The sequence below is a fragment of the Pseudomonas sp. MYb2 genome, assembly GCF_002979955.1.
Lineage (GTDB): Bacteria > Pseudomonadota > Gammaproteobacteria > Pseudomonadales > Pseudomonadaceae > Aquipseudomonas.
On sequence record NZ_PCQC01000003.1, the window covers coordinates 136,666 to 158,887 of the forward strand.

Here is a 22,222-nt window from a genome sequence, read left to right on the forward strand (position 1 = left end):
GGTCAAGCACAGGGTTCTGTGCGCACTCGCCTTATGCCTTGGAAAAAAGGCTTGGCTCGGCTTGCACCAAAGCAAAGCGTGGCACCTGCTCGCCGTCAACCTCGACTGACTCGAGGAACATGCTCAGAGGGCGCACCCAAAAGCCGTATTCCCCATACAGGGCTTGGTAAAACACCACTTCTTCTTCGGTCTCTGAATGCCGCGCCACACTGAATACGCGGTACTGCGGACCTTTGTAATGTTGGTAGAGCCCAGGTTGTATCGGCATGTGATGGCGCTCACTCAAATTTTTTCAAAATAAAAACAAAATAAATCCACAAAAACAAAAACCGGGGCACTTGGCCCCGGCTTCCATCAACGAGACGCTTAGACGCGTTCGAAGACGGTGGAGATGCCTTGGCCAAGACCAATGCACATAGTGGCCACCCCGAAGGTGCCGCTATTCTGCTTCATCACGTTCAGCAAGGTGCCGGAAATACGGGCACCGGAGCAACCGAACGGGTGACCCAGGGCGATCGCGCCGCCGTGCAGGTTAACCTTCTCGTTCATCTTGTCGAGCACTTTCAGATCTTTCAGCACTGGCAGGGCCTGTGCGGCGAAAGCTTCGTTGAGCTCGAAGAAGTCGATATCGTTGATGCCAAGGCCCGCGCGTTTCAGCGCTTTTTGTGTCGCCGGAACTGGACCATAGCCCATGATTGCCGGATCCACACCCGCCACTGCCATCGAACGGATAACCGCCATTGGCTGGATACCCAGATCCTGTGCACGTTGCGCCGACATCACGATCATGCACGAAGCACCATCGGTGATCTGCGACGAAGTACCGGCAGTCACGGTGCCGCCCTTTGGATTGAAGGCAGGCTTGAGGGCCGCCAGACTTTCCAGGGTGGTTTCCGGACGAATGGTTTCGTCGTAGTCGAACAGTTTCAGGAAACCGTTCTCGTCGTAGCCCTGCATCGGGATGATTTCGTCTTTGAACTTGCCTTCCACAGTAGCCTTGTGGGCCAACTGGTGGGAACGCACGCCGAAAGCATCTTGCTGCTCGCGAGTGATGCCGTGCATTTTGCCGAGCATTTCAGCGGTCAGGCCCATCATGCCCGAGGCTTTTGCCGCGTACAGCGACATGTGCGGGTTCGGATCGACACCGTGCATCATGCTCACGTGACCCATATGCTCGACGCCGCCAACCACGAACACGTCACCGTTGCCGGTCATGATCGCTTGCGCAGCAGTGTGCAAAGCACTCATCGACGAGCCACACAGACGGCTGACGGTCTGACCGGCCGAGGTGTGCGGGATCTGGGTCATCAGCGACGCCATGCGCGCGATGTTCCAGCCCTGCTCCAGGGTCTGGTTGACGCAGCCCCAGATCACGTCCTCGACTTCAGCAGGATCGACCTTGGCGTTGCGTTCCAGCAATTTGCTGATCAGGTGCGCAGACATGTCTTCGGCGCGGGTGTTGCGGTGCATGCCGCCCTTGGAGCGGCCCATCGGAGTACGACCGAAGTCGACAATCACGACGTCTCTAGGATTCAAGCTCATAAGTTCACTCTCACTCTAGTTGGGGGCGCTTAACCGAAGAAGCTCTGGCCGTTTTTAGCCATTTCACGCAGCTTCGCGGTCGGGTGGTACAGCGCGCCCAAATCAGCGTACTGGTCAGCCAGGGCAACGAACTCGGCAACACCGATCGAGTCGATGTAGCGCAGCGCACCGCCACGGAATGGAGGGAAACCGATACCGTAGACCAGACCCATGTCGGCTTCGGCGGCAGTTTCAACAATGCCGTCTTCCAGGCAACGCACGGTTTCCAGGCACAGCGGGATCATCATCCAGTTGATGATGTCTTCGTCAGTGACTTCGCGCTGCTCGTAAACGATCGGCTTGAGCACTTCCAGTACCGACGGATCGGCAACTTTCTTCTGCTTGCCTTTCTTGTCGGCCTCGTAGGCGTAGAAGCCCTTGCCGTTCTTCTGACCCAGGCGCTTGGCTTCGTACAGTACGTCGATGGCCGAACGACGGTCATCCTTCATGCGATCCGGGAAGCCTTCAGCCATTACGTCACGACCATGGTGACCGGTGTCGATACCGACCACGTCCATCAGGTATGCCGGGCCCATCGGCCAGCCGAATTTTTCCATGACCTTGTCGATACGGACGAAGTCGACACCGGCGCTGACCAGCTTGGCGAAACCGCCGAAGTACGGGAACAGGACGCGGTTGACCAGGAAGCCCGGGCAGTCGTTGACGACGATCGGGTTCTTGCCCATTTTCTTGGCGTAGGCCACGGTGGTGGCAACCGCCAGCTCACTCGACTTCTCGCCACGGATCACTTCAACCAGCGGCATCATGTGCACCGGGTTGAAGAAGTGCATACCGACGAAGTTTTCCGGACGCTTGAGGGCCTTGGCCAGCAAACTGATAGAAATTGTCGAGGTGTTGGACGCGAGGATGGTGTCCTCTTTGACCTGACCTTCGACTTCAGCCAGTACAGCCTGCTTGACCTTCGGGTTCTCGACCACAGCTTCGACCACCAGATCGACGTGACCGAAGTCGCCGTAGGACAGGGTCGGACGAATGGCGTTGAGCACTTCAGCCATTTTCGCCGCGGTCATGCGGCCTTTATCAACGCGGCCAACCAGCAGTTTGGCGGCTTCGGCCAGCCCCTGCTCGATACCGTGCTCGTTGATGTCCTTCATCAGGATCGGCGTGCCTTTGGAGGCCGACTGATAAGCGATACCGCCACCCATGATGCCGGCGCCGAGTACAGCGGCCTGCTTCACGTCTTTGGCGATTTCGTCATAAGCCTTGGCCTTTTTCTTCAGCTCCTGATCGTTCAGGAACAGACCGATCAAGCTCTGCGCGGCAGAGGTCTTGGCCAGTTTGACGAAACCGGCGGCTTCGACTTCCAGCGCCTTGTCACGACCGAAGTTCGCGGCTTTCTGGATGGTCTTGATCGCTTCAACCGGTGCCGGGTAGTTCGGGCCAGCTTGCCCTGCCACGAAACCTTTGGCGGTTTCGAAAGCCATCATTTGTTCAATGGCGTTCAGCTTGAGTTTTTCAAGTTTTGGCTGACGCTTGGCCTTGAAGTCAAACTCGCCGGAGATGGCGCGCTTGATCAGTTCGAGGGCAGCTTCCTGCAGTTTCTCTGGAGCAACCACGGCGTCGACGGCGCTGACTTTCAGAGCGTCTTCAGGGCGGTTTTCCTTGCCGGCGGCAATCCATTCGATGGCGTTGTCGACACCGATCAGACGCGGCAGGCGCACCGTACCGCCGAAGCCTGGGTAGATGCCCAGTTTGACTTCCGGCAGACCGATCTTGGCTTTGGTCGACATGACGCGATAGTCAGCCGCCAGGCACATTTCCAGACCGCCGCCCAAAGCGATGCCATTGATGGCCGCTACAGTCGGAACATTGAGGTCTTCGAAATCGCTGAAGATCTTGTTGGCTTCGAGATTGCCAGCAACCAGCTCGGCATCCGGCAGCTTGAAGTTCTCGACAAATTCGGTGATGTCGGCGCCGACGATGAACACGTCCTTGCCACTGCTGACGATCACGCCCTTGATCGAAGCATCTGCCTTGATGGTGTCTACGGCCTGACGCAGTTCGTTCAGGGTTAGACGGTTGAACTTGTTGACGGACTCACCCTTGAGGTCGAATTTCAATTCGACGATGCCACTTTCAAGAGCTTTAACCGTGATGGCTTTACCTTCGTAAATCATCAACTGATCTCCACGATATGGAAGCTGAACAGTACACGTCGGACGCAGGCGAATGGCTCGGCAGGACGCTTTTTCGTCGATGCTAACGCCAATCCACCCGGCACACCCGCCAACGCGATAGTCGGGATTCTGTAGGAGCAGTCTGTAAGACAAACGCTCAATTCATACGCCCGTTTGATTTGGGTACGTCACCTTCACGGAATTTCCGACAATTGTCAATCGCCCAAAATACGGGTTGAAAAGCGACTTTGCGGTCATTTCTGTAAGACGAAGACCCGCAACACGCATCTGCATGTAAAGTCATTCATAGAATCAATAGTTAGAAAAGTCGCCCTAATTCGCCGCAGCTATTGTTTAAAGGGCTACGCTGGAGTGACTACACGGAGATGTCGCTGACCGAGTCAACATGAAAAGAGTTTCCGGCCTGCCTGGCCAACCCCGCCCGATGAATCATGTCGGGCTTTTTATTGCGCGTCTGCCGGACGTTTCACACCGTTGCAGTGCGAAAAGTCCGCGCGTCATGCCAGCGCTTTCAGAGTGGCGTCGATATCCTGCAAAACCGTGGCTTCGCCCTTCTCGCCCCAATACAGAGCGATCATCTGCTTGTCCGCCTCGACTTTGAAAACATTGCCCGGCAACTTTTCGAAATGATTGAGCAGCGTTTGATCCTCGCAGACTTCCTGCCACTGATTGACCCATACACCCGGCGATTTCTGCCAGTAAGTCCAGCAGACAGGCTGCTTGCTCCGACGTGGCCGATGATACTGCGCACAAGGATTCGGTGGCTCTTGCGCCAGCCAGTGCGGCCATTCCTGAGGCGCCAGCTGCATGGCCAGGCCGATGCGCCGCGCCTCCATACGCAGGGCGATTCGACCGCTTTGCGCGCGCGATGGACGCAACCACGCCAGCGGACTTAAAACCACCAGCAGGATTGACACCACTAACCAGACCGTCATATCTCTATTCCCAATTCTCGGTGAGCGCATTGTGTCACTTTGGAACCAATGCGCTTGAAACCAGCCATACTTAACAATATTGAAACCTCACGAGGAGCACCTCATGCCCTACCACCACATCCTGGTCGCTGTAGATCTGACCGAAGAGTGCGACCCTGTGATCCACCGCGCCCGCGAGCTTTCCGTGAGCAATGGCGCCAAGCTGTCGCTGGTGCATATTGTCGAACCGATGGCCATGGCGTTCGGCGGCGACGTGCCGATGGATCTGTCACAACTGCAACAACAGCAGTTTGATCAGGCCAAGGAGCGCCTGGAGCGTCTGAAGCTCAAGTACTCCGAACTCGAAGGCGCCAACTGCCACCTGACTTATGGCCAGCCACGCCAGGAAATCCATCATTTCGCCAAGGAACAAGCGTGCGATCTGATCGTGGTCGGCAGTCATGGTCGTCACGGCCTGGCCTTGCTGCTCGGCTCGACCGCCAACGACGTGCTGCACGGCGCGCCATGCGATGTATTGGCAGTACACCTGGTCAAACGTTGAAACACCGTTCCATGTAGGAGTGAGCCTGCTCGCGATAGCGTTCTGACAGTCGACGAATCCGTTGAATGCCAAACCGCTATCGCGAGCAGGCTCACTCCTACAAGGGAGCTGCGTTTACATATGAAAAGCCCGGCGTTCATCACTGAACGCCGGGCTTTTTCACATCAGGATCAATCAGGCATCCAGCTCGGCCCAACGCTCCACCAACGCATCCAGTTCAACCTGTAACTGCTCCAGCGAAGCAATTACTTTGGCCGTTTCAGCTGCAGGACGCTGATAGAAACCTGCGTCAGCCATTTCAGCTTCCACGGCAGCGATCTGCTGTTCCTTGGCGTCGATATCGCCCGGCAACGCTTCCAGCTCGCGTTGCAGCTTGTAGCTCAACTTCTTCTTTGCGGCCGGGGCTGCGGCGGCAGGCGCTGCAACGTCTGCTGGCTCGGCAGTGACCACCGCCGAATTCAGATCAGCCTTGCCCGACTTGCTTTCAGTCACGCCCAGCAGACGCGGCGAGCCGCCCTGACGGATCCAGTCCTGATAACCACCGACGTACTCACGCACCTTGCCTTCGCCTTCGAAGACCAGCGTGCTGGTCACCACGTTGTCGAGGAATGCCCGGTCGTGGCTGACCATCAGCACGGTACCGTTGAAGGTCAGCAGCACTTCTTCGAGCAGTTCCAGCGTTTCCACGTCGAGGTCGTTGGTCGGTTCGTCGAGCACCAGCAGGTTCGCCGGTTTGCTGAACAGTTTGGCCAGCAACAGACGTGCACGCTCGCCACCCGACAGCGCCTTGACCGGCGTGCGGGCACGCTGCGGACTGAACAGGAAGTCACCGAGGTAGCTGAGAACGTGGCGGCTCTGACCGTCGATATCGATGAAGTCGCGACCTTCGGCGACGTTGTCGATCACGGTTTTTTCCAGATCCAGCTGATGACGCAACTGGTCGAAATACGCCACGTCGATCCGTGTGCCCTCCTCCACTTTGCCGCTGGTCGGTTGCAGACCGCTGAGCATCAGTTTCAGCAGGGTGGTCTTGCCGGTACCGTTGGCGCCGAGCAGACCAATCCGGTCGCCGCGCGTCAGTACCATCGAGAAATCCTTGATCAGGAACGGGCCGCCCGGGTGAGCGAAACTCACGTTCTCGAGCACCATCACCTGCTTGCCCGACTTGTCGGCAGTGTCCAGCTGAATGTTGGCCTTGCCAGTGCGCTCACGACGCTCGCTGCGCTCGACGCGCAACGCTTTCAGGGCGCGGACGCGACCTTCGTTACGGGTGCGACGGGCCTTGATGCCTTGGCGGATCCAGACTTCTTCCTGGGCCAGTTTCTTGTCGAACAGCGCGTTGGCGGTTTCTTCAGCGGCCAGCGCGGCTTCTTTGTGCACGAGGAAGCTGGCGTAGTCGCCGTTCCAGTCGATCAGGCCGCCGCGATCCAGTTCGAGAATGCGCGTCGCGAGGTTTTGCAGGAAGGAACGGTCGTGCGTGATGAACAGCACGGCGCCCTGGAAATCTTTCAGTGCTTCTTCGAGCCAGGCAATCGCACCGATGTCCAGGTGGTTGGTCGGTTCGTCGAGCAGCAGCAGATCCGGTTCGGACACCAGCGCCTGCGCCAGCAGCACGCGCCGACGCCAGCCGCCGGACAACTGGGCGAGGGTCTTGTCGGCCGGCAGTTGCAAGCGGCTCAAGGTGCTTTCGACCAGAGTCTGCAAACGCCAGCCATCACGGGCCTCGAGATCTTGCTGAACGTGCATCAGCTTGTTCAGGTCTTCTTCAGTGACGCAGTTCTGCGCGAGGTGATGGTACTCGGCGAGCAACGCGCCCACGCCATCAAGGCCTTCAGCGACCACGTCGAACACCGTCCGATCGTCGGCCACTGGCAATTCTTGCGGCAATTCGCCGATTTTCAGACCGGGGGCACGCCACACCGAGCCGTCATCGGGCTTCTGGTCGCCCTTGACCAGTTTCATCATGCTGGACTTGCCAGTGCCGTTGCGGCCGATGATGCACACCCGCTCACCACGGGCGATCTGCCAGGACACCTTGTCCAACAACGGCATAGCGCCGAACGCAAGGGACACATCGCTGAATTTGAGCAGGGTCATGAGCTTCTCCAAAAACCGGGCGCGCATTCTACCTGAGTTAGGGCTTCAGCAGGCCGGCAATTTGTCTGTCGAAGCACTCTGCACAACAATTGTTGCGAACTTGTGCTGCGAGGCCGGCAAAGCTTTCGCCGCTTGCTGGCAAAAGGCTAAGCTACAGATAATTCAGTGCTGATTCGTGTCGGCACTTGTCATGATTTCTCTGCCCGGATGTCTCATGCGCAGTCGCCTTTTCAGTGTTTTGTCCTGTTTGCTACTTACCGCCGCTGCCGTTCAATCCGCCCAGGCGGTGGACCTGTCCACTCAACGCCAGTATTACGATGAAGCCAAGCGTGCGCTGGCCAAAGGCGATACTGGCCCGTATTTCCGTTACAGTCAGGCGCTGGCCGATTATCCCCTGGAACCGTACCTGGCCTACGACGAACTGACCGCGCGCCTGAAAACCGCAAGCAACGCGGAGATCGAAAAATTCCTCGCCGAGCACGGTGACCTGCCCCAGGCCAACTGGATGAAGTTGCGCTGGTTGCGCTGGCTCGCCGACCGTGGCGACTGGGCAACCTTCGTCAGATACTACGATCCGAAACTCAACTTCACCGAACTGGACTGCCTCAACGCGCAGTACCAGATCACCCACGACAAGAAAGCCGAAGGTTATGCCAATGCCGAAAAGCTCTGGCTGACCGGTAAATCGCAACCCGCCGCGTGTGACGCGTTGTTCGGCATTTGGGCCGCTGATGGCCAACTGACTGAACAGAAGCGCTGGGAGCGCACCAAGCTCGCTGCTCAGGCGCGCAACTATCCGCTGGCAAACAGCCTGGTCAACGGTCTGACCACCCTCGCCCCGCGCGGTCGCTTGTTGGTTGATGTGGCGCAAAAACCGGAGCTGCTCAATCAGCCATCGCGATTTACCCCGGCCGACGAACCGATGTCCGACGTGGTCAGCCTCGGCCTGCGCCGCCTCGCCCGTCAGGATCCGGACAAGGCCATGGCAATGCTGGACGGATACGCCAGCAGCATGCATTTCTCCCGCGATGAGAAAGTCGCGATCGCTCGGGAAATCGGCCTGACCCTGGCCCGGCGTTTCGACAGTCGCGCGCTGGACGTGATGACCAAGTATGACCCCGAGCTGCGTGACAACACGGTTTCCGAATGGCGCCTGCGCCTGCTGTTGCGTCTGGCTCGCTGGGACGACGCCTATCAACTGACCAAGCGTCTGCCGCAAGACCTCGCTACCACCAACCGCTGGCGGTACTGGCAGGCGCGCAGTCTGGAACTGGCGCAGCCACAGAACCCCGAGGCGCAAACCCTGTACAAAAACCTCGCGCGCGAGCGTGATTTCTACGGTTTCCTCGCCGCTGACCGCTCGCAATCGCCGTACTCGCTGAACAACAAGCCATTGATGCTCAGCCAGGCGCTGATCAACAAGGTGCGCAACACCCCGGGCGTCCGCCGTGCGCTGGAATTCCATGCTCGCGGGCAGATCGTCGACGGTCGCCGCGAGTGGTATCACGTCAGCCGCCATTTCAACCGCGATGAGATGGTTGCCCAGGCAAAACTCGCTTATGACCTGAAATGGTACTTCCCGGCGATCCGCACCATCAGTCAGGCACAGTACTGGGACGATCTGGATATTCGTTTCCCGATGGCCCACCGCGACACCCTCGTGCGTGAAGCCAAGGTACGCGGCCTGCACTCGAGCTGGGTGTTTGCCATCACCCGCCAGGAAAGCGCCTTCATGGACGACGCGCGCTCCGGCGTCGGCGCCAGCGGCCTGATGCAGCTGATGCCCGGCACCGCCAAGGAAACCGCGCGCAAGTTCAGCATCCCGCTGGCCTCGCCGCAGCAAGTGCTCGATCCGGACAAAAACATCCAGCTCGGCGCCGCTTACCTGAGCCAGGTGCACAGCCAGTTCAACGGCAACCGCGTCCTCGCCTCCGCTGCCTACAACGCAGGCCCCGGTCGCGTACGCCAATGGCTGCGTGGCGCCGATCACCTGAGTTTCGACGTCTGGGTGGAAAGTATCCCGTTCGACGAAACCCGCCAGTACGTGCAGAACGTACTGTCGTACTCGGTGATCTACGGCCAGAAACTCAACTCGCCACAGCCGCTGGTGGATTGGCACGAACGCTACTTCGATGATCAATGACCTGTAGGAGCTGCCGCAGGCTGCGATCTTTTGATCCTGCTTATAAAAATGCCCGCATTTTCATGCGGGCATTTTTAGATCAAAAGATCGCAGCCTGCGGCAGCTCCTACAGGTGCCTATAGACCGATCATCCCCCGATGCAAGCAATACCCATCAGAGTTGATCAGCCGTGACTTTTCCATCATTAAACTGCAACGCCGCCAACCGTGCATACAGCGGATTGCTGGCAATCAACTCCTGATGAGTACCAATGGCCACAAGTTTGCCCTGATCCATCACCGCAATCCGGTCAGCGTTTTTCACCGTGGCCAGTCGATGCGCGATCACCAGGGTAGTGCGATTCTGCATCAGACTCGGCAGCGCTTCCTGAATCAGGTGTTCGCTCTGTGCATCAAGGGCGCTGGTGGCTTCGTCCAGCAGCAGGATCGGTGCGTCGACCAGCAACGCCCGGGCAATCGCCAGACGCTGACGCTGACCACCGGAAAGACCGAGACCACCATCGCCGAGATGGGTCTGGTAACCGTTGGGCATGTTTTCGATAAAATCGTGGGCGTGAGCAATCTTTGCGGCTTCCTTGACCTGCGCCAGCGTCGCCCCGGGGTTACCGTAACGAATATTCTCTTCAACGCTGCCGAAAAACAGCGCCGGCGACTGTGACACCAAAGCGAAATGGCGGCGCAAATCCAGCGGATCAAGACGGGTCAACGGCACACCATCAATGAGGATCTGCCCCTCCAGCGGGTCGTAAAAACGCAACAGCAAGTCATATACCGTGGACTTACCGGCGCCAGACGGCCCGACCAGTGCCAGTGTCTCACCAGCCCGAATGGTCAGATTCAAGCCATTGACCGCGTAGCTTTCAGGACGCGAGGGGTAGGAAAAGCGCACGTCCTGCAATTGCAGTTCGCCTCGCACGCGCTGCGGCAAGGTCACCAGCCCGGTGGTGGGTGGCTGGATGATGTTTTCCGAACCGAGCAGTTCCGCGATGCGCTCAGCGGCCCCTGCTGCTCGCTGCAGTTCGCCAATCACCTCGCTCAAGGTGCCAATGGCACTGCCGACAATCAGGCTGTAAAAGACAAACGCCGCCAGTTCGCCACCGGTGATGCGTCCGGCGATCACGTCCATGCCGCCGACCCACAACATCACCGCCACCGCGCCGAGCACCAGCACGATCACCATGGTGATCATCCACGAGCGCTGGAAGATGCGTTTGCGCGCCGTGTCGAAAGCGTCCTCGACCGTTGTCGCAAAACGGCGCTCATCCTGGACCTGGTGGTTGTAGGCCTGCACGGTTTTGATCTGGCCAAGGGTTTCCGACACATAGCTGCCGATATCGGCGACCCGGTCCTGGCTCAAACGCGACAGATTGCGCACGCGTCGGCCGAAAATCAGGATCGGCGCAACCACGAACGGTAAGGCAATCACCACGATGCTGGTGAGTTTCGCGTTGGTCACGAACAACAGAATGACACCGCCGATAACCATCAGCAGGTTGCGCAGGAACATCGACAGCGATGAGCCGATCACCGACTGCAGCAGCGTTGTATCGGCGGTCAGCCGCGACTGGATCTCCGAACTGCGGTTGTTCTCATAGAAGCCGGGGTGCAGATAAACCAGATGGTTGAACACCTCGCGGCGAATATCGGCCACGCAACGCTCGCCGATCCACGACACCCAGTAAAACCGCGCGAACGTGCCGACCGCCAGGCCCAGCACCATCAACATGAAGATGCCGATACTCTGGTTGAGCTGATGCGGCGACTGGGTCATGAAGCCGCGGTCGACCAACAATTTGATCCCCTGCCCCATCGACAACGTGACGGCAGCAGTGACGATCAACGCCAGCAGCGCACCGATGACCTGCCAGCGGTAAGGGGCCAGAAATCGGCTGGTCAGACGCAGGGCGCGCCGGTGCCTGGAAGAAAGCTTCGGGGTCATTCAGGTACACATCCGTGTTGATGAAAGGGCTAGCCTAAACCTTCTTGGGGCGGAACTCTGTAAATCACAATGAGTCAGGTTAAATATGCCCCCAAAGACTAGGCCATAGTTGCTATTGGTCTAATGGCCGGGTTGAGACGAGCGGTCATTTCTGTTGGAGTGGAGTTGCCACCATCGACAGACCGCAGGGAGTTGTCACAGCCCGGTCACGTGGCGGTTTTAACTTAGGCGTACAACCTGATGAGGAGACAGGCCATGTCCTTGCAACACAGCAGCGATGACAAGATTGAAGTGATCCGCACCAAACCCGGCCAGACTCTGGGTTGCTCGATTATCGATAAGGATGGGCGCGAAGTACCGATCACTGAAGACATGATCCAGGACGCCTGCCGCGAACTGGAGAAGCGATTGGTCAAGCCTGCCGAACAAGAGTGATATAGCCACCGTCTTCCTGACCCGGCCCCTTTGGCCGGGTTTTTTCTGTCTGCAGATCAGGTATTTGTGGCGCGGCCTTCGCGAGCAGGCTCGCTCCCACATGGACCTCTGAAGATCTCCTGTGGGAGCGAGCCTGCTCGCGAAAGGGCCGACCCGGTTTCTAGACGGCCACCGCCCCCAGCGCCGCCACGATCTTCGCCAACGCCGGCGAATGCCCCTCAATCCGCACCTTCAGCCCTTCAATCTCGCGCCGCACCGGATACTGCTTGCGCAACACATCAAACGCCGCACGCTGCTCGCCGACATTACCTACAAGGCTGCGGCGAAAATCCGCATCATCGCGGCGCGGGTCGTACACGCCACGGCACAACATCGCAAGCGCCCAGGCCGGATCGCTCTCGGCGTGCAGGGAAACTTCCGACAACCACGGTGCCGGTAGCAGGTCACTGAGCTGGATGCTCGCGGGCTGACCGATAAATTCACAGTACGCCTGATAGATCTGCGCCGTGCCGCGCTGTTTGCCATCGAGGCTGTAACCGGCGATGTGCGGTGTGGCCAATACGCAGAGCTCTGCCAGCGCGACGTCGACTTCAGGTTCGGCTTCCCAGACATCGAGCACCGCTTGCAGGTCTTCACGCTCCAGCAGGACATTGCGCAGCGCAGCGTTATCGACCACCGGACCACGGGCCGCGTTGATCAGCCAGGCGCCCGGTTTGAGTTGCTGTAAACGTTGCTGATCAAACAGATGCCAGGTCGCGCCATCACCGCTACGGGTCAGCGGTGTGTGCAGACTGATCACATCGCACTGTTCGATCACCTCTTCAAGGCTGACGTAATCACCGCCCTCGGCAGCCTGACGCGGCGGATCGCAGACTTTCACATTCCAGCCCAGGCCCTTCAAGACCTGGATCAGTCGACCGCCCACTTCACCGGCGCCGACAACGCCGTAGGTGCGTCGCGTCAGATCGACGCCTTCGATTTCAGCCAGCGTCATCAAACTGCCCAGCACGTAATCGACCACGCCGCGGGCGTTGCAACCGGGTGCGCTCGACCAGACGATGCCCGCCTCGTTGAAGTAATCCAGATCCAGGTGATCGGTGCCAATGGTGCAGGTGCCGACAAAACGCACCTTGCTGCCCTCAAGCAGCGCACGATTGACGTTGGTTACCGAACGCACCAGCAACACATCCGCCTGTTCGACCGAGGCACGGTCAATCGAGCGGCCAGGCACGCGGCGAATCTCGCCGAAACCGGCAAAAAAAGCGTCGAGCAGCGGGATATTTTCGTCGGCAACAATCAGCATGGCGGGCTCCTTGGGCGGATAACCAGTTTAACGGCAGGAGCTGCCGCAGGCTGCGATCTTTTGCTGTTGATCTAAAAAAACAACGTCAAAAGATCGCAGCCTGCGGCAGCTCCTAGAGGTTACAAATGCGCAACAGAGGATTTTTCCTGACCAAGGCGTCAGCGGCGTAGAATGCGGCGCCTTGCGCATCAACCTCTGTGGACGCTTTGCCTGTGAATTCCGTAACTGACCAACCTGTCGCCACCTCCCTCACCCGCCCAGCGCGGATTCGCCTGGAGTTCAAGAACCTGCTCGCCTTGGCGCTGCCGATCATCATCGCGCAACTGGCGACCACGGCCATGGGCTTCGTCGATGCAGTGATGGCAGGCCGTGTCGGGCCAAAAGATCTGGCGGCGGTGGCGTTGGGCAACTCGATCTGGGTGCCGGTGTTTCTGCTGATGACCGGAACGTTGCTGGCAACCACGCCGAAAGTCGCCCAGCGTTTTGGCGCTGGCAGCCACAGCGAAATCGGCCCGCTCGTGCGTCAGGCGCTGTGGCTGGCGCTGGTGGTCGGGCTGATCGCGACGGCGATGCTGGTGGCCGCCGAGCCGGTGTTGCACTTGATGAAGGTCGACCCGGAGCTGATCGGCCCGTGCATGCAATACCTGCACGGCATCGCCAGCGGTCTGCCGGCCGTGGCGTTCTATCATGTCCTGCGCTGCACCAGTGACGGCATTGGCCGTACCCGCCCGGCCATGGTGTTGGGTCTGTGCGGCCTGGCACTGAACATTCCGCTGAACTACATCTTCATTTATGGCCACTTCGGCGTCCCAGCGATGGGCGGTGTTGGTTGCGGCTGGGCCACGGCGATTGTGATGTGGGTGATGGCATTGGGGCTGGCCGGGTATGAGCGCTGGGCGCCGGCCTACCGTTCCAGCGAAATTTTCAGCCGTTTCGACTGGCCACAATGGGCGGTGATCAAACGACTGCTGGCAATTGGTCTGCCGATCGGTATCGCGGTGTTTGCCGAGTCGAGCATTTTCGCGGTGATTGCGCTGTTGATCGGCAGCCTCGGTGCCACCGTGGTCGCCGGGCATCAGATTGCGCTGAACGTCAGCTCACTGGTGTTCATGATTCCGTATTCGCTGGGCATGGCCGTTACCGTGCGCGTCGGTCAGGCGCTGGGCCGCGAAGAACCACGCGAGGCACGCTTTGCCGCTGGCGTCGGTATGGGCACCGCGCTGGCCTACGCCTGCCTGTCGGCGAGCATGATGCTGTTGCTGCGCGAACCGATTGCGGCGATCTACACCGCTGACCCGACGGTGATTCACATCGCGGCGATGCTGATCGTGTATTCGGCGCTGTTCCAGTTTTCCGACGCGATCCAGGTCACCGCTGCCGGCGCGCTGCGCGGTTATCAGGACACGCGGGTGACGATGATCCTGACCCTGTTCGCCTATTGGGGCATTGGTTTGCCAGTGGGCTACGCCCTCGGTCTGACCGATTGGCTCGGTGAACCACGCGGCCCGAGCGGTTTGTGGCAGGGTCTGATCGTTGGCCTGAGCTGTGCGGCGTTGATGCTGTCGATCCGTCTGACGCGCAGCGCGCGCAAGCGTATCCGGATCAGTCGTTCGGCGGGTTAAATTCCTTACACAAGACAAAAAAATGTGGGAGCGAGCCTGCTCGCGAATGCGGTGTATCAGTCGCCATCAATAGTGACTGAGATACCGCTTTCGCGAGCAGGCTCGCTCCCACATTTGGTTTTGCGTTCGCCTTGGGGGCTCAGGCGTGTTTCTTGCGAATCCAGTACAGGTAAGTACCAGCCTCTTCGTGCTGGCTCACCAACTCATGGTCGAGAAACACGCAAAACTTGGGGATGTCGCGTTTGGTCGACGGGTCGGTGGCGATCACCTTGAGCAGGCCGCCGGGTACCAGATCACGGATGTGTTGGTGCAGCATCATCACCGGTTCCGGGCAATTAAGGCCGGTGGCGTCGAGGGTGCCGTCGACCGGGGTATCGATCATTTCACTCATGATTCACTCCTGAAACTGGCCGGCATTGTCGCGCACTGCCGGGTGTTCGGTCATCTATAGCTTTAATCCACACCCTGTGCAGGAGCTGCCGAAGGCTGCGATCTTTGCTTTTTAAGATCAAGAGATCGCAGCCTTCGGCAGCTCCTACACAGGGTATTGCGGTGTTTTAGCGGGATTTAGTTTTTTTGATGTCGTGACGGCGCAAGTGGCAGGTCACTTCCTCGCGGTCGTGATACAGCTGCTTGCAGCCGATATCGACCTTGATCCCGCGCGCTTTGAAGCCATCGGCGATGCGCTCAAGCAAACGCTTCACTTCGGCATACCGCTGCTTCATCGGCAACTTCAGATTGACCACCGCCTCGCGGCAATGGCCCTCGCCGATCCACTCTTCGAGCATCGCCGCGTTGCGCGCCGGCTTCTCGACGATGTCGCAGACCATCCAGTCCACCGGTTGCTTGGGCTTGAAGGTGAAACCGTCGGCCATCAAATGCTGCACCAGACCGGTGTCCATCAGGCTTTCAGCCATCGGGCCGTTGTCGATGGCGGTCACCAGCATGCCGCGGTTGACCAGTTGCCAGGTCCAGCCGCCCGGTGCGGCGCCAAGGTCGACGCCGGTCATGTCGCTGTGCAGGCGATCTTCCCACTGATCACGCGGGATGAAGTGGTGCCACGCTTCTTCCAGCTTCAGCGTCGAACGGCTCGGCGCTTCACGGGGGAACTTCAGGCGCGGAATGCCCATCGGCCACATCGCTGAGTTGCCGGCATCGGCCATACCCAGAAACACTTCGCGACCGCTCTTGAAGGTCAGCAGCAGACGCGGCTTGTTCGCGTCCTCCACCAGTTTGCCGGCGGCGGTCAGTGCCTTGCGCAGCGGGCCTTCGAATTTCTTGCAGAAGTTCGACAGTTCCTTGCCGTCATTGGTGTCGACGACCTCCAGCCACAGGCTGCCGCACACCGGGAACTCGGCCATGTGCGCGAGGATCACGCTGATGCGGTCGGTTTCCGGCAGATCGATGAAGACGCCGCGCGCCCATTGGCGCGGGAAGATCAGTTCGGCAAAACGCTGACCGCGCATCAGGCGCTCGGCGCCGTCTTCTTCGGTGCAGACAAACTCGGCGCACGCGGTGGCCGCTTTGGCTTTGGCGTAGCCAGCCACGTTGAGTTGGGCGGCGAGGTCGGAAATCTCCGAACAGACTTCGCCTTCGAAGCCTGGCCGGCAATGCATGAATAGGGTGTTCATTCTTACTCCTGGGCAGCGGGCGATCATTCGGCCCCTGCGCGATGTCCAGACCTTGCGTTGCAGCAAAGCCTGTCACGAAAACCGGCGCATGATAGCCGATGTCGGAACCTTGGACTTGCCCATAGAGTCCAGTTATTAGCCAGCTAATGAAAACAGGGCTACGTTGATAGCTCTGCCCGTCCCCTCAATCCGTAGCCGTGCGGATTCAAAGGAGTGATCGTAATGCCGTCCCTCGATAGTCTGAAGACCCTTAAAACACTGCAAATCGACGACAAGACCTACCATTACTTCAGTTTGCCGGACGCCGCCAAAAGCCTGGGCGATCTCGACAAGCTGCCAATGTCGCTGAAAGTCCTGCTGGAAAACCTGCTGCGCTGGGAAGATGAAAAAACTGTCACCGGCGCTGACCTCAAGGCGATTGCCGCGTGGCTCAAGGAGCGCCGCTCCGACCGCGAGATTCAATACCGCCCGGCCCGGGTATTGATGCAAGACTTTACCGGCGTTCCCGCCGTGGTCGACCTTGCCGCCATGCGCGCGGCGATGGCCAAGGCCGGTGGCGATCCGCAACGGATCAACCCGCTGTCACCGGTGGATCTGGTGATCGACCACTCGGTGATGGTCGACAAATTCGCCACGCCGAGCGCTTTCGAGCAGAACGTCGACATTGAAATGCAGCGCAACGGCGAACGTTATGCGTTCCTGCGTTGGGGCCAGAGCGCTTTCGACAACTTCAGCGTGGTGCCGCCGGGAACTGGCATCTGCCATCAGGTCAACCTTGAATACCTCGGCCGCACGGTGTGGACCAAGGATGAAGACGGCCGTACTTACGCATTCCCCGACACGCTGGTCGGCACCGATTCCCACACCACCATGATCAACGGCCTCGGCGTGCTCGGCTGGGGCGTTGGCGGGATCGAGGCGGAAGCGGCGATGCTCGGGCAACCGGTGTCGATGCTGATTCCCGAGGTGATCGGTTTCAAACTCACCGGCAAACTCAAGGAAGGCATCACCGCCACCGACCTGGTACTGACCGTCACGCAGATGCTGCGCAAGAAAGGTGTGGTGGGCAAATTTGTCGAGTTCTACGGTGACGGCCTCGCCGACCTGCCACTGGCTGACCGCGCAACCATCGCCAACATGGCCCCGGAATACGGCGCGACGTGCGGTTTCTTCCCGGTCGACGACGTGACACTGGAATACCTGCGTCTGTCCGGGCGCCCGCCAGAAGTGGTGAAACTGGTCGAGGCGTACACCAAGGCTCAAGGCCTGTGGCGTCTGCCCGCTCAGGAACCGGTATTCACCGACAGCCTGGCGCTGGACATGGGCAGCGTCGAAGCGAGTCTGGCCGGGCCGAAACGTCCGCAGGATCGCGTCTCGCTGCCGAACGTACCGCAAGCCTTCAGCGATTTCATCGATCTGCAATTCAAACCCACCAGCAAGGAAGAAGGCCGCCTGGAAAGCGAGGGCGGTGGCGGCGTGGCAGTGGGCAACGCCGATCTGGTCGGTGAAACCGATTACGAATACGAAGGCCACACCTATCGCCTGAAAAACGGCGCGGTGGTCATTGCTGCGATCACTTCATGCACCAACACCTCCAACCCGAGCGTGATGATGGCTGCTGGCCTGCTGGCGAAAAAAGCCGTTGAGAAAGGCCTGACGCGTAAGCCGTGGGTGAAGAGTTCGCTGGCACCGGGGTCGAAAGTGGTTACCGATTACTACATGGCTGCGGGATTGACGCAATACCTCGACCAGCTCGGTTTTTCACTGGTCGGCTATGGCTGCACCACTTGCATCGGCAACTCGGGACCGCTGCCCGAACCAATCGAGAAGGCCATCCAGAAAGCCGATCTCACCGTCGCGTCGGTACTCTCTGGCAACCGTAACTTCGAGGGCCGCGTCCACCCGTTGGTGAAAACCAACTGGCTGGCCTCGCCACCGCTGGTAGTCGCGTATGCCTTGGCTGGCAGCGTGCGCAGCGATATCAGCAGCGAACCGCTGGGCGAGGACAAGCAGGGCAATCCGGTGTATCTGCGCGATATCTGGCCCTCGAGCAAAGAGATCGCCGATGCGGTCAGTCAGGTCAACACGGCAATGTTCCACAAGGAATACGCCGAAGTGTTTGCCGGCGATGAACAGTGGCAGGCCATCGAGGTGCCGCAAGCGGCGACATACGTGTGGCAGGACGATTCGACCTACATTCAGCATCCGCCATTCTTTGACGATATTTCCGGCCCGCTGCCGGCAATCAAGGACGTCAAAGGTGCGCGGGTATTGGCCCTGCTGGGCGACTCGGTGACGACCGACCACATCTCCCCTGCCGGTAACATCAAGGCCGACAGCCCGGCCGGGCGTTATCTGCGTGAAAAAGGTGTCGAGCCGCGGGACTTCAACTCCTACGGCTCACGCCGTGGCAACCATGAAGTGATGATGCGCGGCACCTTCGCCAACATCCGCATCCGCAATGAAATGCTCGGCGGCGAGGAAGGTGGCAATACGATCTACATTCCTACCGGTGAGAAACTGGCGATCTACGATGCGGCGATGAAGTATCAGGCCTCGGGCACGCCACTGGTGGTGATTGCCGGCCAAGAATACGGCACCGGTTCCAGTCGTGACTGGGCGGCCAAGGGCACCAATCTACTCGGGGTGAAAGCGGTGATCGCCGAAAGCTTCGAGCGAATCCACCGCTCCAACCTGGTGGGCATGGGCGTGCTGCCATTGCAGTTCAAGCTCGATCAGAACCGCAAGAGTCTCAACCTGACGGGCAAGGAGACCTTTGAGATCCAGGGCCTGACCGGCGTCGAGCTGACACCGCGGATGAATCTGCCGCTGGTGATCACCCGTGAGGACGGGGGCCAGGAGAAAATCGATGTGCTGTGCCGGATCGATACGTTGAATGAGGTGGAGTACTTCAAGTCAGGCGGGATTTTGCATTACGTCCTGCGCCAGTTGATCGCCTCGTAACGCATGCCCCATGTAGGAGCTGCCGCAGGCTGCGATCTTTTGATCCAGATCTTGGTTTAAAAAAACAAGATCAAAAGATCGCAGCCTGCGGCAGTTCCTGCAGGGGGATTGTGCTTTTCTGGGGGCGAAAAAAAACCCGCCGAAGCGGGTTTTTCCCAAGACCATTATCGACTCCCTGTCGGCAGCGATCCTTGCATATGGTCGATCATCCGTGATCCTGAAACACTCCCTGTGTCTCAGTTGATGTGTGTAGGTTACGCAGTGGATCCAATCGGCAATAGTCGTAAAAGCTACCAGCGCGTGTAAGACATTCGCCATAGCAGCCCTTCCGAAAACCCCTAGACGTGTCAGGCATCGAGCATGGACGCCGCGATGTGCGCGACTTTCAGCTGCCCCGAGGCCTGCTCCAATGCGTCATCCTCCAGAAACCACGCTGCCGACAACCCGGCAAACGCCAGCACCCATTGCAGCAGCCTTCGACGATCAAGCCCGGCAGCCTCGACAATTACCTCCAGTTGCCGGCGAAAGCGCTGGGGATCGGTGGCCGTCGGCAGATCCGGGTTGCAAATCAGGTTGGCGTAGTCAAAGCCGCGTTCGCCCCTGACCCGCTTTGGATCAATCGCCAACCAGCCACGCGATTCGAAATCCAGAACATTGTCGTGATGCATGTCGCCGTGCAGCACCACCACGTCCTGTGGAGCGGCGAACAAGGCTTCGGCGGTTTGCAGGCTCAGGTCGTAGAGGCCGCCATGTTGGACAGCAGCGATTCGCAACGAAGCGAACCATGGCCCCAGTTCGACCAGCGGCGGCGGTCGCATCGGACGGGGTGCATGCAATCGCGCCAGCGCCGAACACAAAATCCGGCTCGCCTCGTCGTCCTCGCCATGCATTGCCATGTGCATCAGCGAGCACCGGCCCATGGCACGCTCCATCAGCAGGCCATCTTCATGATGCGCCAAGACTTGCGCAGCACCGTCACCGTCCCACCAGGTCATCAACCGGTTGCCGTGCTTTTCGTCATTATCCATTGCCACTTTAAGCATGGCTGGCGTGGCGCCAAGGCGTACCGGCAACAGTCGGCTGCCGGGCGTGATGATCGGCGCGCCGTCCGTCACTAAAGACCACCGCGTCAGCCAGGGTTCGAAAATATCAGCCACCGTCGCGCTCGCGAGCCTTGGCACTTTCGGCGAGAAATTGTTCGAGCCGGCTCAACTGCTCCTCCCAGCCACGACTGTCCATGAAATACGCCTCTTTCTGGCGCACATCGGGGATATGCGCAAAACCCGACTCGGAAACCTTGAGCAGTGTGCCGTCCTCGTAATCCTGCAACTCGAACTTGACCAGCGTGGTCGGCTCTTGGGAATAGTCGATCTTCGGATTCACCGCATACGGATGCCAGCGAAACGAAAACAACTGCTGCGGCTCGACCCGCTCGATCAGCACATTCCACAACACATGTTCATAACCCGGATACGTGACCTGCCCTTGTGTCCATTCACCGGCAATGAACCGCCTGCCCTCCAGCGCCACACCAAACCACTGGCCAAACGCCTCGGCATCGACCAATGCACGCCAGACATGAGAACGCGTCGCTTTGAGCGTGATTTTGCGTTCGAAACTATTGGGTACTGGTTTCATACGTCACCTCCTGTTCTGAACACTAGGCTTGTATGACCACATGTCCAATGTGAAGTTGTATCAAGGAGCTATTTGGTCACGGGTGCCACACGGAGTTGCGTCTAGACTCAAGGGTCAATTCATCGGATACAGGAAAACCCCACATGCGGCTGACGCACCTCTTTCTGTGGACAGCCCTGCTGACGCTGTCTGCTTGCGTGACATCTGTCGATCACTGGAGCAAACCCGGTGCGACCCAGGCGACCATCGATCACGATAAAGCCGAGTGCCAATATCAGGCCAAATCGGCAACCGCCAGTTACAGCAGCGCACCGTCGGACAAAAGCATGTCAGCGGCAGTCGGTGCCGGGGTGGGTGATGGCATTGTGGTGGCTGAGAAACAGATCGACCTGACCAATGACTGCATGCGCCTGCGCGGTTACAGCGGTAGTTGAACCTGATCGCTACAATGCATGGCAATCCTGATACCAAGAGTGAGATCACAAAATGTCCCCACGCCGGTTGCTGGCCCTGACGCCATTACTATTCCCCTCCCTCGCCCACGCCGCCGTCGACTGCGCCAACGCCAGCGATCAGGCAACGATGAACCAGTGCGCCGGGCAGGATTTCAAAGCGGCGGATAAAGAGTTGAATGCGGTTTATCAGCAGATTACCGGGCGGTTGAAGGACAACCCTGATGGCAAAAAACTGTTGGTCAGTGCACAGCGGGCGTGGGTCGGGTTTCGTGATGCGGAGTGCAAGTTTTCTGCATCAGGAGTGACGGGCGGGAGTGTTTATCCGTTGATTTACAGCAATTGCCTGACTGGGGTAACAAAAGTGCGGGTTGAGGCGCTGAAGGAGTATTTGAAGTGTGAGGAAGGTGACATGAGTTGCCCGGTGCCGGGGGCCTGAGTTTTGCGGCGATTTTTAAGGGCCTCTTCGCGAGCAAGCCCGCTCCCACATTGGAATGCATTTCAACATCTGGGAGCGGGCTTGCTCGCGAAGGCGTCAGAACAGCCGCCACAAATTACCGGAATAAAATTATCGTCCGCCTTGACGTTGTCATGTCCACGCAAAAAATTCGCTCGAAAGAGCTAGCCAGCCTGCTGGGCATCACCGCGGCCAACTTGTCATTACTGAAGAATGGCAAGGTCAGGGCGTGAAGATGGCCACTCTGGACAAACTCTGTGCAGCACTCGATTGCCAGCCAAGTGATCTGCTGGAATTCCAGAAAGACTGATCCTTGCGCACCAGCG

18 protein-coding genes and 1 pseudogene are annotated in these 22,222 nt (G+C 58.9%); 8 read left to right on the top strand and 11 right to left on the bottom strand.

Annotated features, from left to right (window positions below):
* Window positions 1-31: 31 nt before the first annotated feature.
* From CQ009_RS05820 to CQ009_RS05840, 4 genes are all read right to left on the bottom strand, one after another.
* Window positions 32-268, bottom strand: a complete 237-nt coding sequence (locus CQ009_RS05820) for a DUF1653 domain-containing protein (RefSeq protein ID WP_064392833.1) — start codon at window positions 266-268, stop codon at window positions 32-34.
* A 98-nt stretch (window positions 269-366) separates the two neighbouring features.
* A complete protein-coding gene (gene fadA / locus CQ009_RS05825; protein ID WP_007910465.1) occupies window positions 367-1,542 on the bottom strand; it encodes an acetyl-CoA C-acyltransferase FadA in 1,176 nt (391 codons plus the stop codon).
* 29 nt (window positions 1,543-1,571) lie between these two features.
* The gene (fadB, locus tag CQ009_RS05830) at window positions 1,572-3,719 is read right to left on the bottom strand and encodes a fatty acid oxidation complex subunit alpha FadB (protein ID WP_105705169.1); all 2,148 of its coding nucleotides are present in this window, start codon (window positions 3,717-3,719) and stop codon (window positions 1,572-1,574) included.
* 518 nt (window positions 3,720-4,237) lie between these two features.
* The gene (locus tag CQ009_RS05840) at window positions 4,238-4,675 is read right to left on the bottom strand and encodes a hypothetical protein (RefSeq protein ID WP_064392835.1); all 438 of its coding nucleotides are present in this window, start codon (window positions 4,673-4,675) and stop codon (window positions 4,238-4,240) included.
* Between the two features lie 103 nt (window positions 4,676-4,778).
* Between CQ009_RS05840 and CQ009_RS05845 the strand changes: the two genes are divergently transcribed.
* Window positions 4,779-5,216 (top strand): universal stress protein, encoded by a 438-nt coding sequence (locus CQ009_RS05845; RefSeq protein WP_007910454.1) that lies wholly within the window; start codon window positions 4,779-4,781, stop codon window positions 5,214-5,216.
* Between the two features lie 174 nt (window positions 5,217-5,390).
* Here CQ009_RS05845 and CQ009_RS05855 read toward each other — a convergent pair whose 3' ends face one another.
* On the bottom strand, window positions 5,391-7,313 hold the full coding sequence (locus CQ009_RS05855; RefSeq protein WP_105705170.1) for an ATP-binding cassette domain-containing protein: 1,923 nt from the start codon (window positions 7,311-7,313) through the stop codon (window positions 5,391-5,393).
* A gap of 214 nt (window positions 7,314-7,527) precedes the next feature.
* Between CQ009_RS05855 and CQ009_RS05860 the strand changes: the two genes are divergently transcribed.
* Window positions 7,528-9,456 carry a transglycosylase SLT domain-containing protein gene (locus CQ009_RS05860; protein WP_105705171.1) on the top strand — a complete coding sequence of 643 codons (1,929 nt, stop codon included), beginning with the start codon at window positions 7,528-7,530 and terminating at the stop codon, window positions 9,454-9,456.
* Between the two features lie 153 nt (window positions 9,457-9,609).
* Here the strand turns inward: CQ009_RS05860 and CQ009_RS05865 are convergent, their stop codons facing one another.
* Window positions 9,610-11,394 carry an ABC transporter transmembrane domain-containing protein gene (locus tag CQ009_RS05865; protein WP_064392838.1) on the bottom strand — a complete coding sequence of 595 codons (1,785 nt, stop codon included), beginning with the start codon at window positions 11,392-11,394 and terminating at the stop codon, window positions 9,610-9,612.
* Between the two features lie 255 nt (window positions 11,395-11,649).
* Here CQ009_RS05865 and CQ009_RS05870 point away from each other — a divergent pair, with 255 nt between their 5' ends.
* Complete coding sequence (locus CQ009_RS05870; protein WP_064117840.1) at window positions 11,650-11,829, top strand: PA1571 family protein; 180 nt, start codon at window positions 11,650-11,652, stop codon at window positions 11,827-11,829.
* Window positions 11,830-11,989: 160 nt separating this feature from the next.
* Here CQ009_RS05870 and pdxB read toward each other — a convergent pair whose 3' ends face one another.
* Window positions 11,990-13,132, bottom strand: coding sequence for a 4-phosphoerythronate dehydrogenase PdxB (gene pdxB, locus CQ009_RS05875; protein ID WP_105705172.1), 1,143 nt, complete (start codon window positions 13,130-13,132; stop codon window positions 11,990-11,992).
* Between the two features lie 212 nt (window positions 13,133-13,344).
* On the opposite strand from pdxB, the gene CQ009_RS05880 reads away from it, so the two are divergent.
* On the top strand, window positions 13,345-14,754 hold the full coding sequence (locus tag CQ009_RS05880; protein ID WP_064392840.1) for an MATE family efflux transporter: 1,410 nt from the start codon (window positions 13,345-13,347) through the stop codon (window positions 14,752-14,754).
* A gap of 139 nt (window positions 14,755-14,893) precedes the next feature.
* Here the strand turns inward: CQ009_RS05880 and tusA are convergent, their stop codons facing one another.
* The gene (gene tusA, locus CQ009_RS05885; RefSeq protein WP_007910424.1) at window positions 14,894-15,145 is read right to left on the bottom strand and encodes a sulfurtransferase TusA; all 252 of its coding nucleotides are present in this window, start codon (window positions 15,143-15,145) and stop codon (window positions 14,894-14,896) included.
* Between the two features lie 166 nt (window positions 15,146-15,311).
* Window positions 15,312-16,385 (bottom strand): 23S rRNA (cytidine(2498)-2'-O)-methyltransferase RlmM, encoded by a 1,074-nt coding sequence (gene rlmM, locus CQ009_RS05890; RefSeq protein WP_064392841.1) that lies wholly within the window; start codon window positions 16,383-16,385, stop codon window positions 15,312-15,314.
* Between the two features lie 222 nt (window positions 16,386-16,607).
* Between rlmM and acnA the strand changes: the two genes are divergently transcribed.
* Entirely contained in the window at window positions 16,608-19,349 is a 2,742-nt protein-coding gene (acnA, locus tag CQ009_RS05895) for an aconitate hydratase AcnA (RefSeq protein WP_105705173.1), read from the top strand.
* Window positions 19,350-19,696: 347 nt separating this feature from the next.
* Here the strand turns inward: acnA and CQ009_RS05900 are convergent, their stop codons facing one another.
* Window positions 19,697-20,497, bottom strand: a complete 801-nt coding sequence (locus tag CQ009_RS05900) for an aminoglycoside phosphotransferase family protein (RefSeq protein ID WP_105705348.1) — start codon at window positions 20,495-20,497, stop codon at window positions 19,697-19,699.
* 1 nt (window position 20,498) lies between these two features.
* Window positions 20,499-20,987: an SRPBCC family protein gene (locus tag CQ009_RS05905; RefSeq protein WP_016983720.1), complete on the bottom strand. Its 489-nt coding sequence runs from the start codon at window positions 20,985-20,987 to the stop codon at window positions 20,499-20,501.
* Window positions 20,988-21,130: 143 nt separating this feature from the next.
* On the opposite strand from CQ009_RS05905, the gene CQ009_RS05910 reads away from it, so the two are divergent.
* From CQ009_RS05910 to CQ009_RS05920, 3 genes and pseudogenes are all read left to right on the top strand, one after another.
* Complete coding sequence (locus CQ009_RS05910; RefSeq protein ID WP_064392843.1) at window positions 21,131-21,421, top strand: hypothetical protein; 291 nt, start codon at window positions 21,131-21,133, stop codon at window positions 21,419-21,421.
* A 52-nt stretch (window positions 21,422-21,473) separates the two neighbouring features.
* Complete coding sequence (locus CQ009_RS05915; RefSeq protein ID WP_105705174.1) at window positions 21,474-21,878, top strand: lysozyme inhibitor LprI family protein; 405 nt, start codon at window positions 21,474-21,476, stop codon at window positions 21,876-21,878.
* Between the two features lie 152 nt (window positions 21,879-22,030).
* Window positions 22,031-22,206 (top strand): annotated as a pseudogene (locus CQ009_RS05920) (helix-turn-helix domain-containing protein).
* The last annotated feature ends 16 nt before the right edge of the window (window positions 22,207-22,222 follow it).

Excerpts from the sequence above, each read along its gene's own strand:
- CQ009_RS05820 (WP_064392833.1), bottom strand. The coding sequence starts at position 268 with ATGCCGATACAACCTGGGCTCTACCAACATTACAAAGGTCCGCAGTAC.
- fadA (WP_007910465.1), bottom strand. The coding sequence starts at position 1,542 with ATGAGCTTGAATCCTAGAGACGTCGTGATTGTCGACTTCGGTCGTACT.
- fadB (WP_105705169.1), bottom strand. The coding sequence starts at position 3,719 with ATGATTTACGAAGGTAAAGCCATCACGGTTAAAGCTCTTGAAAGTGGC.
- CQ009_RS05840 (WP_064392835.1), bottom strand. The coding sequence starts at position 4,675 with ATGACGGTCTGGTTAGTGGTGTCAATCCTGCTGGTGGTTTTAAGTCCG.
- CQ009_RS05845 (WP_007910454.1), top strand. The coding sequence starts at position 4,779 with ATGCCCTACCACCACATCCTGGTCGCTGTAGATCTGACCGAAGAGTGC.
- CQ009_RS05855 (WP_105705170.1), bottom strand. The coding sequence starts at position 7,313 with ATGACCCTGCTCAAATTCAGCGATGTGTCCCTTGCGTTCGGCGCTATG.
- CQ009_RS05860 (WP_105705171.1), top strand. The coding sequence starts at position 7,528 with ATGCGCAGTCGCCTTTTCAGTGTTTTGTCCTGTTTGCTACTTACCGCC.
- CQ009_RS05865 (WP_064392838.1), bottom strand. The coding sequence starts at position 11,394 with ATGACCCCGAAGCTTTCTTCCAGGCACCGGCGCGCCCTGCGTCTGACC.
- CQ009_RS05870 (WP_064117840.1), top strand. The coding sequence starts at position 11,650 with ATGTCCTTGCAACACAGCAGCGATGACAAGATTGAAGTGATCCGCACC.
- pdxB (WP_105705172.1), bottom strand. The coding sequence starts at position 13,132 with ATGCTGATTGTTGCCGACGAAAATATCCCGCTGCTCGACGCTTTTTTT.
- tusA (WP_007910424.1), bottom strand. The coding sequence starts at position 15,145 with ATGAGTGAAATGATCGATACCCCGGTCGACGGCACCCTCGACGCCACC.
- rlmM (WP_064392841.1), bottom strand. The coding sequence starts at position 16,385 with ATGAACACCCTATTCATGCATTGCCGGCCAGGCTTCGAAGGCGAAGTC.
- acnA (WP_105705173.1), top strand. The coding sequence starts at position 16,608 with ATGCCGTCCCTCGATAGTCTGAAGACCCTTAAAACACTGCAAATCGAC.
- CQ009_RS05905 (WP_016983720.1), bottom strand. The coding sequence starts at position 20,987 with ATGAAACCAGTACCCAATAGTTTCGAACGCAAAATCACGCTCAAAGCG.
- CQ009_RS05910 (WP_064392843.1), top strand. The coding sequence starts at position 21,131 with ATGCGGCTGACGCACCTCTTTCTGTGGACAGCCCTGCTGACGCTGTCT.
- CQ009_RS05915 (WP_105705174.1), top strand. The coding sequence starts at position 21,474 with ATGTCCCCACGCCGGTTGCTGGCCCTGACGCCATTACTATTCCCCTCC.